The 16,004-nt window shown below is 62.5% G+C and carries 16 protein-coding genes; 15 read left to right on the forward strand and 1 reads right to left on the reverse strand.

All coding sequences use genetic code 11. The features are described from left to right. Positions 1 to 34 precede the first annotated feature (34 nt). From QOL79_RS06305 to QOL79_RS06315, 3 genes are all read left to right on the forward strand, one after another. Positions 35 to 1,180, forward strand: coding sequence for an acyl-CoA dehydrogenase family protein (locus QOL79_RS06305; RefSeq protein WP_017499968.1), 1,146 nt, complete (start codon positions 35 to 37; stop codon positions 1,178 to 1,180). 105 nt (positions 1,181 to 1,285) lie between these two features. Further along, positions 1,286 to 2,188 (forward strand): SDR family oxidoreductase, encoded by a 903-nt coding sequence (locus QOL79_RS06310; protein ID WP_011415065.1) that lies wholly within the window; start codon positions 1,286 to 1,288, stop codon positions 2,186 to 2,188. Between the two features lie 197 nt (positions 2,189 to 2,385). Next, the gene (locus tag QOL79_RS06315; protein WP_208598043.1) at positions 2,386 to 4,533 is read left to right on the forward strand and encodes a TonB-dependent receptor; all 2,148 of its coding nucleotides are present in this window, start codon (positions 2,386 to 2,388) and stop codon (positions 4,531 to 4,533) included. A 164-nt stretch (positions 4,534 to 4,697) separates the two neighbouring features. On the opposite strand, the gene QOL79_RS06320 is transcribed toward QOL79_RS06315, so the two are convergent. Beyond that, positions 4,698 to 5,747, reverse strand: a complete 1,050-nt coding sequence (locus tag QOL79_RS06320) for a LysR family transcriptional regulator (RefSeq protein ID WP_026108914.1) — start codon at positions 5,745 to 5,747, stop codon at positions 4,698 to 4,700. Positions 5,748 to 5,779: 32 nt separating this feature from the next. On the opposite strand from QOL79_RS06320, the gene QOL79_RS06325 reads away from it, so the two are divergent. The 12 genes from QOL79_RS06325 (at position 5,780) to QOL79_RS06380 (ending at position 15,976) form a co-directional block, all read left to right on the forward strand. Continuing rightward, positions 5,780 to 6,925: a CaiB/BaiF CoA transferase family protein gene (locus tag QOL79_RS06325; RefSeq protein ID WP_026108913.1), complete on the forward strand. Its 1,146-nt coding sequence runs from the start codon at positions 5,780 to 5,782 to the stop codon at positions 6,923 to 6,925. Positions 6,926 to 7,412: 487 nt separating this feature from the next. After that, positions 7,413 to 7,739: a helix-turn-helix domain-containing protein gene (locus tag QOL79_RS06330; protein WP_017499963.1), complete on the forward strand. Its 327-nt coding sequence runs from the start codon at positions 7,413 to 7,415 to the stop codon at positions 7,737 to 7,739. An 86-nt stretch (positions 7,740 to 7,825) separates the two neighbouring features. Further along, positions 7,826 to 8,572 (forward strand): LuxR family transcriptional regulator, encoded by a 747-nt coding sequence (locus tag QOL79_RS06335; protein WP_017499962.1) that lies wholly within the window; start codon positions 7,826 to 7,828, stop codon positions 8,570 to 8,572. Positions 8,573 to 8,664: 92 nt separating this feature from the next. Continuing rightward, the gene (locus QOL79_RS06340) at positions 8,665 to 9,279 is read left to right on the forward strand and encodes an acyl-homoserine-lactone synthase (protein ID WP_017499961.1); all 615 of its coding nucleotides are present in this window, start codon (positions 8,665 to 8,667) and stop codon (positions 9,277 to 9,279) included. A gap of 5 nt (positions 9,280 to 9,284) precedes the next feature. Next, entirely contained in the window at positions 9,285 to 10,166 is an 882-nt protein-coding gene (locus tag QOL79_RS06345; RefSeq protein ID WP_017499960.1) for a phytanoyl-CoA dioxygenase family protein, read from the forward strand. A 30-nt stretch (positions 10,167 to 10,196) separates the two neighbouring features. Further along, entirely contained in the window at positions 10,197 to 10,508 is a 312-nt protein-coding gene (locus QOL79_RS06350) for a helix-turn-helix domain-containing protein (RefSeq protein WP_081095412.1), read from the forward strand. After that, positions 10,501 to 11,022: a S26 family signal peptidase gene (locus tag QOL79_RS06355; protein WP_017499958.1), complete on the forward strand. Its 522-nt coding sequence runs from the start codon at positions 10,501 to 10,503 to the stop codon at positions 11,020 to 11,022. Before QOL79_RS06350 ends, QOL79_RS06355 begins: the two co-directional genes overlap by 8 nt. Next, positions 11,010 to 11,651 carry a lytic transglycosylase domain-containing protein gene (locus QOL79_RS06360; RefSeq protein WP_017499957.1) on the forward strand — a complete coding sequence of 214 codons (642 nt, stop codon included), beginning with the start codon at positions 11,010 to 11,012 and terminating at the stop codon, positions 11,649 to 11,651. The genes QOL79_RS06355 and QOL79_RS06360 overlap by 13 nt, the downstream gene beginning before the upstream one ends. A gap of 66 nt (positions 11,652 to 11,717) precedes the next feature. Further along, complete coding sequence (locus QOL79_RS06365) at positions 11,718 to 12,161, forward strand: hypothetical protein (RefSeq protein ID WP_136175471.1); 444 nt, start codon at positions 11,718 to 11,720, stop codon at positions 12,159 to 12,161. 515 nt (positions 12,162 to 12,676) lie between these two features. After that, on the forward strand, positions 12,677 to 13,648 hold the full coding sequence (locus QOL79_RS06370) for an ArdC family protein (protein ID WP_017499955.1): 972 nt from the start codon (positions 12,677 to 12,679) through the stop codon (positions 13,646 to 13,648). Further along, the gene (locus QOL79_RS06375; RefSeq protein ID WP_017499954.1) at positions 13,645 to 14,079 is read left to right on the forward strand and encodes a DUF2958 domain-containing protein; all 435 of its coding nucleotides are present in this window, start codon (positions 13,645 to 13,647) and stop codon (positions 14,077 to 14,079) included. Before QOL79_RS06370 ends, QOL79_RS06375 begins: the two co-directional genes overlap by 4 nt. An 85-nt stretch (positions 14,080 to 14,164) precedes the next feature. Next, complete coding sequence (locus QOL79_RS06380; RefSeq protein ID WP_017499953.1) at positions 14,165 to 15,976, forward strand: ParB/RepB/Spo0J family partition protein; 1,812 nt, start codon at positions 14,165 to 14,167, stop codon at positions 15,974 to 15,976. The last annotated feature ends 28 nt before the right edge of the window (positions 15,977 to 16,004 follow it).

Below are 16,004 nucleotides of genomic sequence, written 5' to 3' on the forward strand. Positions count from 1 at the left end.
TCAGAGCGCGCCTAGGGAAACACGGGGTCACGATATGAACTTTGAGCTGTCCGATGAACAACGCATGGCGGTGGAAACCGTCCGCCGCTTTCTCGACAACAAGCTTGAGCCGGAAATCCGCCGGCATGGGGAGCGATTCATCCCCAAACCGCTCATGAAGGAATGGACTCAAGCACTGACCGGCTATGGCCATATTACCGCACCGCATCAGGAGCAATGGGGCGGGCTTGATATGGGATGGCTCACTCATCTGCTCATTTTCGAGGAGATCGCCTATTCCTCGCTCGATGTGGCCATACCCGGCTTCATCAACGCGGTTGGCGCAGAACTCATCCGCCGCTTCGCCCCGGAGACGATCAAGCAACGCTATCTTGCCGACCTCGTCGCGGCCGAGAAGTTCGTTTCGCTCGGCATCTCGGAGCCCGATGTCGGCTCGGACGTCGCCGCCATCAAGACACGCGCCGTACGAGACGGCGATTTCTGGGTCATCAATGGCGAAAAGACCTGGATCACCAACGGAGCCTACTCGGACATCTTCATCTGTACGTGCAAGACTGGCGAAAATGAAGTCACTCACATCCTGGTCGATCGTGACGAGAGTGAGTATGAGGTGCGCGATATCCAGAAGATGGCGCTCAACGGCCAATCGACTGCACAGATATTCCTGTCCGATTGCCGCGTACCGGTGGCAAACACGATCGGCCGGGTCGGCGATGGATTGCGCAATACGTTGCAAGTGTTCGAGATTGCCCGCTGCCATATGGCGATGTGGAGTATCGGCATCGCACGGCGAGCAATGGATGAGGCGATCGCGTACGCTCGCGATCGCGCGCAGCATGGCAAGAAGATCGCCGGCCATCAGCTGATCGCCGACAAGATCGCCATCATGGCGACCAAGATCGACGCAGCCCGTCTGTTGACGCACCGGGCAATATCCCTCGTCCAGGCGGGCACGCGCGCAGAGACGGAATGCTCGATGGCCAAGTGGTACGCCACCGAAATGGCGATCGAAGCGACGCGCGATGCGCTTCAGATCCATGGCGGCAACGGCGTCACCCGCGAATTCATCGTTGAGCGGCTGGTGCGTGAGGCGATCATTTGCCCCATCCCCGATGGCACGACGGAGATTCAAAAGCTTGTTGTTTCGCGCGCCCTGACCGGCATTCAAGCCTTTCGGTAAGGCTCAGACGAAAACGACAGCGTCGACGGAAATGGAGCCGCGTGCCTGACTCGCACAGGATCAAATGCGCAGATGCGTCGCTCAGGTAAAAGAGGCAGACAAGCGATGGACGAAGAGCTTCGTTTCGATGGCAGGGTAGTGGTTGTGACCGGAGCCGGAGGCGGACTTGGGCGCCAGTACGCGCTGATGTTTGGCGGGCGCGGAGCCAAGGTGGTGGTGAATGATCTGGGTGGCGACGAGAAAGGGAGCGGCAGCTGCTCCACAGCCGCTGACAATGTGGTCGACGAAATTCGAGCCACGGGCGGTCAGGCGGTGGCAAATTATGCGTCGGTCGAGGAGGGCGCGCTGATCATCCAAGCCGCGGTTGACAACTTCGGAACCGTTGACGTCGTCATCAACAATGCCGGCATCCTGCGCGATGTGAGCTTCCACAAAATGACCGACGAAGACTGGACACTGCTTCAGCGGGTCCATCTGAATGGGACGCGGGCAGTGACGCAGGCAGCATGGCCGATACTGCGCGACAAGGGCTATGGCCGCATCGTCATGACCACGTCTGCAGCCGCAATCTACGGCAACTTCGGTCAGGCCAACTATGCCGCAGCCAAGCTCGGAATATTGGGGCTTGCGAACGCGCTGGCGGAGGAGGGGCGGTCCAGAAACATCCAGGTTAATACGATCGCCCCAATCGCCGCATCGCGTATGACCGCGACTGCCTTTCCACAAGAGTTTCTCGCCAATCTCAGAGCGGAAGCGATCAGTCCATTGGTCGGTTGGCTTGCGCACGAGAATTGCAGCGAAACCAAAGGGCTTTTTGAAGTTGGAGCCGGCTATATCGCCAAGCTTAGGTGGGAGCGCGCGCTTGGGCACGCCTTCGGAGCGGACAGGGCGTTCACGCTCGATGATGTCGCCCGGCACTGGGGTAGAATTGTCGACTTCACGGATGCCGAGCACCCGCTCGGGCTGAATGACAGCCTTGAGGCGGTAGAACGGGCGCTGAGAGCGTAATCAACCCGATGAATTACCATGATATTTTTGAGCGGCCGTCGGGCTGCCGATGGCGTCGTGCTGCCGCCAGATATCGATGAGCAGCAGGAATAGTTCTGCAGCGAATTGAATTGGACGACGGCCCTCAAATGCCGCCAAACGGCATGAACTACACAATATCTCCTGGGAAGAGAGGATCAGCCATGAGAGGATGTCTATTGGCTTCTGCCGCGTTGTTGTGCTCGGGAACAGCATTTGCCCAGGAAGCAACGCCCCAGGCGAACGACCAAACCGGGAGCGCCACGGAAGCGCTGGCTGAGGACATTGTCGTTACCGCCACCAAAAAGGGCTATGGCGAAAGCGTGCAGAAAGTACCGATGGCGGTCACGGCTTTTGGTGAAGCGCAGCTGGATGCCAAGTTCGTCCAGAATCTTCAAAGTCTGAGCTACGACGTTCCCAACGTCCAGCTCGAGGATGTGGGTACGGCACCGGGCTATGCCAATTTCACTATCCGGGGCCTCGGCATCAACAGCACGATCCCATCGATCGACCCCACCGTAGGCGTTTTCACTGACGGTATTTACCTCGGCATCAACGCTGGTGTCGTGCTGGACAACTTCGACCTTGAGGGGATCGAAGTTCTGCGTGGACCGCAAGGCTTGCTTTTCGGTCGCAACGTTACCGGCGGTGCCGTGGTTGTGCGGACCACGCGGCCCAGCTTCGATTTTGGAGCCAAAGCCAAGCTATCCATTGAAACGGGACTGAAAAAGACCGTAAGCGGCACGGTTACCGGACCTATCGTCGATGACGTTTTGGCTGCCAAATTGGCCGTCTACTACAGCGACGACAATGGCTGGTTTCGCAACCGCTTCGACAATCGCAGCTTCGGTAAATCACATGACCTTATCATTCGCCCGGCACTTTCGCTCAAGGGTGGCGACCGCTTCCGAATGGATCTCCGCTATGAGCATGGCGATGTCGAAAGCGATGGAGCCCCTGTCCAGAGTCACGCGCTGTTTCCCCGCGACAGCTTCAGGTTTTCGATCAATTTCCCAGGTTTCTATGATGCCAAATGGGACCAGGCGATCGTGGAAACCAACATCGATGTCGGTCTGGGCGAAGGCGTCTTCACCAACATCGCTGGCTATCGGAAATTCCGATCCTCCGCGGGCGCTGATATCGATGGAACACCACAGTCCTTCTTTCATGCCTTTTTCGAAATCGACCAGGATCAACTCAGCGACGAACTTCGTTATGCCGGAAGGTTCGGTGACGTCGAATTGACAACCGGTCTATACTATTTTTCCCAGGATCTTCGTTACGCCGAGCTGCGGAATCTTTTGGGCGGTGCTCGGATCGTTTCCGGTGGGGGTACGCAAGACCAGACAACATGGGGCATTTTTGCTTCGACCGACTGGCATTTCACCGATACGCTGACCTTGAATCTCGGCGCGCGGTATAGTTGGGAACGCAAAGCCGTTCGGGTCTCGGCCTTACGCGCAAATGGTTGCAATCTAGACACGCTGATCTGTGCAACCAATTTCGCCGACGCGGCAAAATGGCGAGGGTTTACGCCGAAAATCGGCCTTCAGTGGAAGCCGGATGACGACACGCAGATTTATGGCCTTTACACGCGCGGGTTCCGCAGCGGCGGATATAATTTGCGCAACACCGATCCCGCTGTGCCGCCGGGGCCATTCAATCAAGAGACCCAGGACAGTTTCGAACTCGGCGCCAAGAAGCAATTCGGGCGCCACCGGATCAACCTGGCGGCCTTCTACAATCGCATGAAGGACCTGCAGCGCGAGATCAACCTGCCCGGACCGCTTGGCGTCAGCCAGGTCATACGGAACACCGCCGACGCCACAATCAAAGGCGTCGAGGCCGAGGGGCAGTTTTTTCTTTTGTCCAACCTCGTGATTTCGGGTCAGCTCGGCTACGTGAATGGCCAGTATCGCAACGTCCAGTTCGACCTCAGCGGTGATGGCGTCATCAACGATGTGGATCGTGCGCTCAAATTGCCAAGGCTGTCGCCATGGACCTATGGCGTGGGGCTGACTTATGATCAGCAGCTTGGCGAATTGGGGACAGCAACGGCGCGTGTCAGCTTCACGCATCGCGACAAGGCGGCATTCACCGACAACAACGTCGGCTTCCTTCAGGGCGCCGATATGCTCGATGCGAGCCTCACATTGGCGACCGACAACAAGCACTGGCGCTTCTCCATCTATGGCCGAAACCTCCTGAATGAGGTGACGATTGGCGGCGATACACCTTTGCCGGCGGCCTTCGGGGGCACGGGTGCAAGCCTTTCACCGCTAAACAGGGGGCGCGTCATCGGCGGAGAAGTGGCGATTAGCTTCTAGGCCATTTTCGAGGCGAGTGGAATCACCCGCCAACTCGGAAAATGCCCAAGATCAATTTGCTAGAGCATTTCCTGCCGGAAAGCCGGTTCCCACTTCTGCGCGAAATGCTCTAGCTGATCGCGACGGATGCAGCGGATTTCCGATCGCACCCCGCCCCCTTGCCGTTAATCCGATGATGCGGTGCGCCATGCCTGACGAACAAGGCTGACGAGCGCACGGCCAGCCGGTTTTACCTGCCAGCGGCTACGCACAGCATAACAAAGCGTCAATGGATCGAATAAACCGATTCCCTCCAAGGCCACGAAATTGGCGCGAAACCATGAGTTCTCGGTGAACTGTTTTGCAACCATCCCGATAGCATCGGATGTGGCAACGATCCGTCGAACCAATTGAAAATAGTCTGTCATGTGGATCCAGTCAGCGGGACGCTTACCGCTTTTTTCGTACATCTGCTGAATGATCGATGTGTAGGGTTCGGAAGATGAGGGCACTACGAATTCGAACTGGACCAGCGGCTCCTTGCTGGTCGGGTTTATCCCCAGAATGGGATGATTGTTCCGCACAAAAGGCAGTATTTCGATCGAGGCGACCCGCTCGCACTTGAATTCCGGCCAGCGTGCAAAGGCCGCTTCAAGTCCAAAGGCGACATCGATATCGCCGCGCGACAGGAGTCGCACGCCCCTTTCGCTGTTGCCCGAAACGACTTCGACGCGCACTGCCGGATGGCGCCGCAGCAAAGAAACCAGAGGTTGGGTGAGCAACCAGTCGATTGACCCTGGGAACAGTCCGATTCGAAGCGGGCCCGCATAGGCGTCGGCGCGGCGGGCTGTATCTCCGAGTAGTTCAGCTGCGTCGGCAAGCAAGCGCGCTGCGCGATCAATAAATTCGCGTCCCTCCTCTGTCGGCATCGCGCCCCGTGAGGTCCGATGGAAAAGGGAATAGCCAAGATGCCGTTCGAGTTCAGCGACACTCTTGGTCACCGCCGACTGCGTGACACCAACCGCATCCGCTGCCCTGGAGAAGGAACGAAGCTGACCAACCGCGACGGCATGCTTGAGGCGAGAATCGAGCATGGACATGCCCCACAGGAATAATTGCTCCAGAGAATGAATTAGGCGAATCAAGGTCATTTTGCCAATCTTACTTTCGACACTGCCGCCCAGCACGACTGCAACCCGTCTCGAAATCTGGAGCGGCGAAACGGCCTGGATCAAAGCGCCAAGGTCTCAGACGCAGGTATGCCTGAATGACGAAAACTGGTCCGCTTGCAGGCCTCAAAATACTCGAAATTGCGGGCATCGGCCCGGCGCCGTTTTGCGGAATGCTGTTGGCCGACCTTGGCGCCGATGTCGTCGTCATTGAACGCGTAAGCCCTAACTCCGAAAATATCGATCTTGGCAGCGGCGCCATTGTGAACCGCGGGAAACGTGTAATTGCCTTGGATCTGAAGTCCCCCGAAGGCGTCGCGCATGTCCTGGATCTCGTCCAAAGGGGCGATGTACTGATCGAAGGCATGCGGCCTGGGGTGATGGAGAGGCTCGGCCTTGGTCCCGAGGTTTGCCTAGCGCGTAACCCCCGCCTTGTATTCGGTCGCATGACGGGTTGGGGGCAGCAGGGACCTCTCGCCCAAGCGGCCGGCCATGACATCAACTATATCGCGCTGTCAGGAGCCCTTTGGTATGCTGGGCATCCCGGTGAACCGCCAATGGCGCCGCCAAGCCTGGTAGGCGATATTGGGGGTGGAGCGCTCTATTTGGCCATCGGCGTCCTCGCAGCGGCAATGCACGCGCGGGATACCGGGAATGGGCAAGTGGTTGACGCCGCGATCGTCGATGGGAGCGCTCACATGATGAACTTGCTCCTGAGCCTGAAGGCCGCCGGCCAGGTTGCCAGCATACGCGGCTGCAGCATCCTTGACGGCCCTCACTGGTACTCGACCTATCGGTGCGCCGACGGGAATTTCATCTCAGTCGGATCACTCGAGCCCAAGTTCTATGCGCTGCTTTGCAAAAAGCTGGGGTTGGCCGGCGATAGCAGTTTTGACGACGGCTATGATCGTGATGCCTGGCCCGAGCTCAAGCAGCGTTTTAGCGAGATATTCGCCATGCGGACACGGGAAGAATGGCGCACACTGCTGGAAGGCAGCGATGCCTGCTTTGCCCCCGTGCTTGATCCGGACGAAGCGGCGCGCCATCCTCATATGGCAGCGCGAGGCGTCTATCGGGAGATCGACAATATCCTCCAGGCAATGCCGGCGCCACGTTTTTCGGGCTCGTCACTACCGATCCCCGGACCGATCCCGCTGCATCATGAAGATCCGAGTACAATTCGGCGGGGCTGGAGCAAACCGGACCGCTGCGGGATTACCGCCAGAACCGACTGTTGCGAGTAGTCGGTTGGCATGGTGGGCGGCCAGCGGCCCGACACGAACGGTGATTTCATAACTATGAACCAATGCGACGCTCCGCTTCGCTGCGCTGCATTCAAATCAAAGGAGACAACGACACACAGGCACGTCAAACTATCCGATGATTCCTGTACGCCACGCCGGAACGGCGATTGCGGACGTGTCCACGGGACGTTGTTCGCATCGTGATTCGCTCGGCGCTTGAAATCAATGCTCGCCCCGGATGTGACGACGCCGATGGGATTTCCACTGCGGCGTCCACGGCCAATGTCCTGGCGTGAGGGCTTCGGTCATCGACCGATTCGACCGTCCGAATGCGGTCTTTTGGCGCGCCTGAGAATCCGCATCAGAGTTGAGTGCGCGTTGTTCGGGAATCTCATTTAAATATTTGTAAAAACGTAATAATATAGATAATAACTCCAACCTGTATCCAGTGTGGAGTAATGGTCGCAGGGCGTGAACTTACGCCCTTATGGATGCGTCGAAGTCCTTCAGTTTGAATCTCAGGAAATTGCGGCTTGCGATGCGCATCACGCAAGAAGCGCTCGCCCATGATGCGGGCACGAGCAGCTCTTATCTGAGTGCGATCGAAAATGGCCGGTCGAGCCCGACGCTGAAAGCAATGGAGCGGCTCGCGAAGGCACTCGGCGTTAATGCCGTCTATCTCTTGTCCGGCCGGATATCGATCTCGATCGTTTCGGACGACGAACTGGAAATCGGCGCGATACTGGCGCGCCCGGCGGTGACGCTCCGGCGCCATCCGCACAAGCCGACGGGGCGGCCGAGCAAGACCAAGTAAATCATCGGGGGCTGCACGCGCGTGGGCTGGAACCACGCGCCCGATAGACGCGCCCGCAACGCGCGCGTCGAAAGGAGTGCCCCTCGGTGCCGTTTCGCGACCTCGATGCCTATATTAAGCAGGCCAGGCGCGCGAACAGTGATCGCGAGCTGTTCAGTTGCAGCGAGGCCGCCGCACGCCAGCTCGGCCTCCCATGGCTCGCGATCGTCCAGAGCATGGCCTTCTTTCAGCCCGGTGGGCGATATTTCCGCATGGACAATTTCCAGAGCTGGGGCGACGTTTTCGTCGCCGAAGGCTATTACCGCGACGATCCCGCCTTGCTCGCGGCGCGCTCGACAAGCCGGGCGTTCTGCTGGCACGAAATGGAGCGACTGCTGGGCGGCTTCACGCGGCGACAGGCGCGCATCGTGCGCGAAGCCGCGCGTCATGGCCTGCGCAACGGCCTCACCGTTCCGATTGGCGTCGCCGGCGAGCCGCCCGGATGCTGTACGTTCGCAACGCGCGACGGGCAATTGCCGCCATCGCATATCTGCCGGATCGCGACGCTGATGGCGAGCGAGGCGTTTACCGAGGCGCGGCGCTTGCACGGCTTTCCGGCGCGCCCGCTGAAATTACCCCATCTCAGCCCAAAGCGGCTCGAATGCTTTCGCTTGGCGGCGATGGGCAAGAGCGACGTCGAGATCGGGATCATGATGAACATCGCCCCGACGACAGTGCGCACCTACATGCGTGACCTGCGCGAACATTTCGGAATCTATTCCCGCGCGCAGCTCCCGGCGATCGCGCTCGCCTGCGGAATCGTCTGCATCGAGGAGATCGTCCCGCGGTTCTGAGCGGGATCGCCGCATCCTCAATATTGACGACTGTTTGAGCCCTTCATCTCTGCTCCCTTCGCGACTGTTCAATTTGAACGGGAGCTACTGCCATGATCCATATTGTCAAAGGGTGCTCGCTTACCGATGCGCGCGCCGCCTCGATGTTCGAGGACCGCAAGACCCTGTTCGTCGATCTGCTGGGCTGGGATGTTCCGGTCGTCGGCGGCCGCTATGAAATCGACAGCTATGACGGCGACAAGGCGGTCTATCTGATCGCCACCGACGATGGCTGCATTCACCAGGGGTCGATGCGGCTGCTATCGACAGAGGGCGCACATCTTCTCGCCGATCGTTTCGCGTCGCTCTGCGAGTGCGATGCGCCCCGGGGGGAGCAGGTTCGCGAGATTACGCGACTTTGCCTGCCGCAACGATTGGGCGCCCCCGGACGCCTGCGTGTCCGCAACCGGCTCATCTCGGCGATGGTCGATCATGCGCTCGGCAGCGGAATCACCATGCTAACCGGCGTCGTGACCGCTGCTTTTCGCGAGGAGGTTTTGGCGATGGGCTGGCGCGCAGCGCCGCTCGGCCCCGCGCGCCGCATCGATGGCGCGTTCCTTGGAGCGTTCCGCATCGAGATCTGCGCCGGTACGCCTGCGCTGCTGGCGTCGAACGGCATCTATGTACCGGGTGCGATCACTCCCGATGCGGCGGCAAGAGCCGCGTGAAGGGAATGGCGATGCACGACCCCGCCCGCCTCGCCGCGATGCTGCTCGCCGACGGTTATGTCATTGTCGATAACGCCGTGCCGACCGAGCTAATCACCGCGCTCGAAGCCGAACTCGCACCGCGCTTCGTCGCCACGCCCTTTTGCGAAGGCGGATTCTACGGAGCCCGCACCAAGCGCTTTGGCGCGTTGTTGCGGCGTTCACGGCATATCGCCGGCCTTGTGCTGCACCCGATCATCCGCGGTATCGCCGAAACGGTGCTCGGGGAATGGTGCGATCGTATCGTTCTCAACCTCACCCAGGCGATCGAAATCCATCCCGGCGCGCTCGCGCAGGTGCCGCACCGCGACCAGGATCTCTGGGGCGGCGTCAAGACCGGGATGCACTATCAGATCAACGTCATCTGGCCGATCGATCCGTTCACGCTGGAGAGTGGCGCGACGCTGGTCTGGCCGGGCAGCCATCACGATGCGGCATCGCAACCGGGCGATGCACGTCCGGTCGCCGCCGAAATGCCACCCGGCTCCGCGCTGCTGTTCCTCGGATCGATCCTGCATGGTGCCGGCGCTAACCAGTCCGATCATGTGCGCCGCGCGGTCATCACCTCCTATTGCCTCGGATGGCTGCGGACGTTCGAGAATCAGTATCTCGTCTATCCGCCCGCCATCGCTCGAGCGTTCGATCCCGATCTGGCCGCGCTCATCGGCTATGCCCAGCATCGCCCCAATCTCGGCAATGTCGAAGGCCAGTGCCCGTCCGTGCTGCTTCACCGGGACGATATCGACGGCCTCCCTGCGATCGACGCGCTGCTCCCCGGCCAGGCCGACATGCTGGATGCCTATGTCGCCGAACAGGAAGCCGCGCGTGCGGGCCTGATCGGCGGGTAACGCGGGTTCGTCGGACCGGGCGCTGCACTCATGACACACGATCCAAACCCCGAAGCAGGCGGCGGCGCGCGAACACGGATCGAGGCGGATTCATCCGCTGTGGACGGTGGAGCCACGGCGTCGTCGGCCGCGGAGCGCGCTCGGCGGGCACGCGAGCATTGCCCGTTTCTGACAACCAAGCAGGCCGCGTTCCATCTCGGTCTCGCGGGGGACACGCTCAAGAAGATGCGCCGGGAGCGGCGCGGCCCGCCGTGCCGAAAGCATGGCACCGTCTGGCGCTACCATATCGACGATATCGAGGCCTGGTCGCGCGCGAACATGCGGGAGGGAGGCAATGGCTAGGCTGCTACCCTCCCGTCTGCCGGCTAAACCCACCGCGCTGATCGGTCTCGGCGCGGCCGCGCTGGCGACCACGATCGCGCTGCCGCCAACGCCGTGGCTGGTCTGGAACGCATCGGCCAGCGCGCCGATCGGTCTCTATGCCGTCAGCGGACGGCAGGACATCGCATCGGGCGACATGGTGCTGGTCCGGGTGCCCGACCGCTGGCGCCGGCTCGCCGCCGAGCGGCGCTACATTCCGATCAATATCCCGCTGGTCAAGCGCGTCGCGGCCGCGCCCGGCGATCGCGTCTGTGCGCGCGGGCGGGAGATCTATGTCAACGGCCACCCGGTGGCCGAACGCCGCGAAGCCGATGGCCGCGACCGTCCGATGCCGTGGTGGAATGGCTGCGTGATGTTGCGTTCGGGCGCATTGTTCCTGCTGATGGACAGCCCGGATTCGTTCGATGGGCGTTATTTCGGACCGACATCGCGCGGCGACGTCATCGGCGAGGTGCGACTGCTGTGGCTGGGCTGAGGGTCGCCATCACCGCCCTGGCGCTGCTGGCGGCGGCACCGGCTGACGCGCAGTCGGTCGTTCACTGGCGGCCCTATATCGAGGCAGCCTCGGCGCGTTTCGGCGTGCCGGTAGAATGGATCGAGCGCGTCATGCGCGCCGAGAGCGGCGGGCGCACGGTGCTGGACGGGCGCCCGATTACCAGCCACGCCGGCGCGATGGGACTGATGCAGCTCATGCCCGGCACCTGGTCCGAAATGCGCGCGCGGCTCGGGCTCGGACGTGATCCCCATAGCCCGCGCGACAACATATTGGCGGGGACGCTCTATCTTCGTCTGATGTATGACCGCTTCGGTTATCCCGGACTGTTCGCAGCCTATAACGCGGGACCGGCACGCTATGCCGAGCACGTGCGGACCGGCCGCGCGCTGCCCGGTGAGACCCGCGCCTATCTCGCGAGCGTCGCCGGAGTGCCCGTCAATTCCCGGTCGGCTGTCACGGCCGCCAGTGCAACGCCGCGTACCGTCAATGCCATCTTCTTCGCGATCGGCGACCGGCCCCCTGCCGGCCGGAGCGAAGCCGGTGCGGCCACGCTGTTCGTCGCGCTGCGATCGACGTCGCCCGAGAAGAACGCGCCAGACCGCCCATAGTGCGAGCCGATCGGGGCTTCATGCCGAATCGTGTTTCTGCTATGTTCCGAGCCTATGGAGTTGGTCGTGATGTTGCTCGGTCTGATCCTGTCCGCCACCGGCATCGTCCTCTTCGCCTGGGCGATGTTCCGGCTCGCCGTCTTCGCACTCCCGGTCGGGCTCGGTGCGGCCGCATTTCTGTGGGCGGGGGGTGGCGAACTGGGGCCGTTGCTCGGTCTGCTTCTCGGCCTCGTCGTCGGCGTCGCGGTCTTGCTGATCGGACGCATGCTCATCGCGTCGCGGTTGCCCGTTCCGCTTCGCGGAGCGATCGCGCTTCTCTTCGCCGTGCCCGCCGGGATCGCCGGCGGCAGTGTCGTCTCCAGCCTGATGCAGCTCGGCGGTGCGGGGCCGACCGCGACCGGCATCGCCGCGGCGGTCGGCGCGATCATCATCGCCGGTGCCGCCATGATGAGCCTGTTGCCCGCGATGACCGCTTGCACCGGTTCGAACGGATCCCCGCTGCACGGTTGATCTGTTGGGGCCAGTGGGCCGAGTGCTCGCTCCTCGTGTCACCGCGCGCATGGCGACCACGACGAGAGTGCTTCAAGACGGCAGGGTCTGACCTGACGCATCCGGGTTTTCAGGCGCCTCGCGCCTGCGGCGCGACCGCCGCTCTATTCCGCTAGGCTCACATCCGTTCGCCAAGCTCCACCGGGCCACGCTTCGCGCGTCCCGGCCAAAGGTGACGATCGGACTGGCGGGATGCCGGAGCCTTGCTCCGGCCTGTCGTCGCCGCGCCTGACCGGCGCGGCGGCATTTTTCGTTGGGCCTTCCCCTCGTCGCGCGGGTGGGCGGCGCTCCCTTCTGGGCCCGGCCCGGCGTCCCGCAAGCCGGCCTTCGACTGCGCTCGGGTCCGGCTCCTCCATTGCATTTCGGCCCTGCGGGTGCGGACCGCCTCCTGGCCGCGCCCGGCAGGTCGCAATTCGCCGCCCACCCCCGCTCCGGGGGAGGCCCTGGGGTTTTTGGGGCGGCATTGGAGGATAGCCATGCACCAGACCGGCAGCCAACGCGCGCGCGCAGAGGGCAGCAAACGCCAGCCCCCGGCGGAGCGCGCCAATCTTTACGACGAGGTGACGGGCCGCATTGTTTCCGAACTTGAGGCGGGCCGCTTCCCTTGGGTCCAGCCTTGGGGCCGCCCCAATGGTCAAGGCTTCTCCGCCGCCCCCGGCCTCCCGCGCAACGGGCTCACCAGCCGCAATTACAGCGGCGTCAATGTCCTGATCCTGTGGGGAGCAGTGATCGAGAACGGCTATCCGTCGCAATCGTGGCTGACCTTCCGCCAAGCCTTGGAGGCGGGCGGCAATGTCAGGAAAGGCGAGCGCGGGACAAGGGTTGTCTATGCCGACCGCTTCACCCCCGAAGCCGAGAAGGAACGCGCGCGCCAGACCGGCGGCGAAGCCCGCGCGGTGCCGTTCCTCAAACGCTTCACCGTGTTCAACGTCGCACAGTGCGAAGGCTTGCGCCCCGGCCTTGCCACCGACCCCGCACCGCTTCCCGAACGCCAAGTCGTGCCGATCGCCGAAGCGGTCATTGCGGCATCGGGCGTCGATTTCCGCATCGGTGGGGACAAGGCCTACTATGTCCCGAGCGCCGACTATGTGCAGGTGCCCCCGCAACCGGCCTTCCACGAACAGATCAATTTCTACCGGACGGCGCTGCACGAACTCTGTCATGCCAGCGGCCACCCGTCGCGCCTCAATCGCAATCTGCGCAATGCGTTCGGCAGCAAGGACTATGCGCGCGAAGAATTGATCGCCGAGATGGGATCGGCCTTCCTTTGCGCCGCGCTCGGCATCGTGCCGACCGTTCGTCACGCCGATTATCTGGCATCATGGCTCGACGTGCTGCGCGAGGACAATCGCGCGATCTTTCGCGCGGCCAGTCAGGCGAGCAAGGCCGCCGATTGGCTGCTTGCCCGCTACGCCGAGACGCAGGACGAAGGGAGGGAAGCGGCATGATTACGCTCCCCCATGCGATCCTTTCGGCGCTGCGCGCGAATGCGCGCGCCAGCCGCCTCCACGAGCAGCGCGACGAACGGTTCGACCCGTTCCCGGTGGTCAAATTCTTCAATCCGGTCGGCGCGGCGACGTGGATCGCCACCGAGCTTTACGACGATGGAGACACGCTGTTCGGCCTCGCCGACTTGGGGTTCGGATGCCCGGAAATGGGCGTGTTCTCGCTTACCGAGATTGCGGGCGTCCGCTTGCCCTTCGGCCTGTTCATCGAGCGCGACGAGCATTTCGAGCCGCTGGCCCCGCTTTCGCTATGGTCCGATACCGCGCGGCGCATGGGTGCAATCGTTCTGGCCGAAGCCGAACTTCGCCGCATCACCGATAGCCGGAACGGCAACGAGCTTCCGCCGCCTCTTGATGATCGAGGGGCCGGATGACGCGCGGCGCGTTTCGCCGCATTGAGTGCCGGTCCCGCCCATCCAGCAAGACAAACGGGACCGGCGCTCCAGAAGGAGCAGACCAATGAAACTCGACTTTATCGACCATAGCAAGCTGGTTCCGTCCAAGGTGAACATGCGGCACGGACCCAAGCCCCCGGACGTGGGCGACATTCTGCCCTCGATCCGCAAGCGCGGTGTCATCGTGCCGCTGATCGTGCGCCCGCAGGCGGGCAACGATAATGGCGTCCACGAAATCGTCGCCGGGCGGCGGCGCTGGACGGCGAACGCCATCGCGCTTGTCGAGGGCATCGACCACGGCCCGCTTCCCGTCGCCATCCTCGACGCCGGGGACGACGCCGACGCCATCGAGGCATCGCTTCTCGAGAACACCCGGCTCGATCCCGACGAGGTGACGCGATGGGAAACCTTCGCACGGCTGGTCAAGGAGGGCCGCGACATTGCGGATATCTCCGCGACGTTCGGCATTCCCGAGCTTGGCGTGAAGCGTATCCTAGCGCTCGGCAACCTGCTTCCGCGCATCCGCGATCTTTACCGCAAGGAGAAGATCAACGCGGCGACCGTCCGGCATCTGACGCTGGCGAGCAAGCAGCAGCAGAAGGCATGGCTGGCGCTCTACGACGATGACGACGCCTATTGCCCGACCGGCCAGCAATTGAAGGCATGGCTGTTCGGCGGGCAGTCGATCAAGGTCGAACATGCCCTGTTCGACGTCGATGCGAGCGGCCTTGCGATCGTCGCCGATCTGTTCGGCGAAGACCGCTATTTTGCAGATGCCGACGCGTTCTGGACCGCGCAGAACGCCGTAATCGACGCGCGCAAGGAGGACTATCTGGATGCCGGATGGTTCGACGTGGTGATCGTCCCGCCCGGCGAATATTTCTACCGCTATGAGTTCGCCAAGGCACCCAAGCGCAAGGGCGGGCGCGTGTATATAGATGTGCGCGAAAGCGGCGAGGTCGAGGTCCACGAAGGCTATGTGACGAGCAAGGAGGCCAAGCGGCTCGAACGCGGCGAGGCAATCGAAACCGGCCCCAAAGTGCCGCGCCCCGAAGTGACGAGCACGATGCAGACCTATATCAACCTGCACCGTCATGCCGCTGTCCGCGCCTCGCTGACCCGTCATCCCAAGGTCGCGCTGCGCTTGATGGTCGCCCATGTCATCGTCGGGTCGCCACTGTGGACGGTCAAGCCCGAGCCGCAGACCGCGCGCAACGACGATGTGCGCGAAAGCGTCGAAACTTGCCGCGCGGAAACCGACTTCGACGCGAAGCGCCGCGCCGTATTGGACCTTCTCGGCTTCTCGCCCGAGGAACCGACCGTCACAGGCGGCAACGGCGACGACTTCGGACTGGTCGGCGTGTTCCTGCGCTTGCTCGACGTGCCCGACCGCGCCGTAATGGACGTGATCGTCATCGTCATGGGCGAAACGCTCGCCAGCGGCAGCGCCGCCATCGAGGCGGTCGGCGGCGAGATCGGCGTCGATATGGCCCGCTACTGGCAGGCCGACGACGCCTTTTTCGAGTGTGTCCGCGACAAGGAGGTGCTGACCCGCATCGTCGCCGAGGTGGCGGGCGAACCTGTCGCCGCCGCCAATGCGAAGGAACCGGGCAAGGTCTTGAAGCGCATCGTCCGCGACCATCTGGAGGGTGCGAACGGGCGGCCCAAGGTCGAGGGTTGGGTGCCGAAATGGATGGCGTTCCCGCCCGCTACCTATACGGCGCGCGGCGGCGTCGGCACCGTCGCGGCTCATGCCAAGGTGCTCGCGGCGCGCCCCGACCGCGAGCCGGAACCGACCGGCCCCGGCGCGGTGATTGCGCTTCCGGCCCCTGCCAAGGCCGAGCCGCAGGAACAGCCCGAGCGCGAAGCCGCATGAAACTGGACGGGCGGCGGCGCACCCGCCG

The organism is Sphingopyxis sp. Geo48, assembly GCF_949769155.1.
Taxonomy (GTDB): domain Bacteria; phylum Pseudomonadota; class Alphaproteobacteria; order Sphingomonadales; family Sphingomonadaceae; genus Sphingopyxis.

What these genes read in the sequence shown, in the direction of transcription:
- QOL79_RS06340 (WP_017499961.1), top strand. Translation starts at nt 8,665, where the DNA reads ATGATCCATATTGTCAAAGGGTGCTCGCTTACCGATGCGCGCGCCGCC.
- QOL79_RS06380 (WP_017499953.1), top strand. Translation starts at nt 14,165, where the DNA reads ATGAAACTCGACTTTATCGACCATAGCAAGCTGGTTCCGTCCAAGGTG.
- QOL79_RS06370 (WP_017499955.1), top strand. Translation starts at nt 12,677, where the DNA reads ATGCACCAGACCGGCAGCCAACGCGCGCGCGCAGAGGGCAGCAAACGC.
- QOL79_RS06355 (WP_017499958.1), top strand. Translation starts at nt 10,501, where the DNA reads ATGGCTAGGCTGCTACCCTCCCGTCTGCCGGCTAAACCCACCGCGCTG.
- QOL79_RS06350 (WP_081095412.1), top strand. Translation starts at nt 10,197, where the DNA reads ATGACACACGATCCAAACCCCGAAGCAGGCGGCGGCGCGCGAACACGG.
- QOL79_RS06375 (WP_017499954.1), top strand. Translation starts at nt 13,645, where the DNA reads ATGATTACGCTCCCCCATGCGATCCTTTCGGCGCTGCGCGCGAATGCG.
- QOL79_RS06305 (WP_017499968.1), top strand. Translation starts at nt 35, where the DNA reads ATGAACTTTGAGCTGTCCGATGAACAACGCATGGCGGTGGAAACCGTC.
- QOL79_RS06330 (WP_017499963.1), top strand. Translation starts at nt 7,413, where the DNA reads ATGGATGCGTCGAAGTCCTTCAGTTTGAATCTCAGGAAATTGCGGCTT.
- QOL79_RS06345 (WP_017499960.1), top strand. Translation starts at nt 9,285, where the DNA reads ATGGCGATGCACGACCCCGCCCGCCTCGCCGCGATGCTGCTCGCCGAC.
- QOL79_RS06325 (WP_026108913.1), top strand. Translation starts at nt 5,780, where the DNA reads ATGACGAAAACTGGTCCGCTTGCAGGCCTCAAAATACTCGAAATTGCG.
- QOL79_RS06310 (WP_011415065.1), top strand. Translation starts at nt 1,286, where the DNA reads ATGGACGAAGAGCTTCGTTTCGATGGCAGGGTAGTGGTTGTGACCGGA.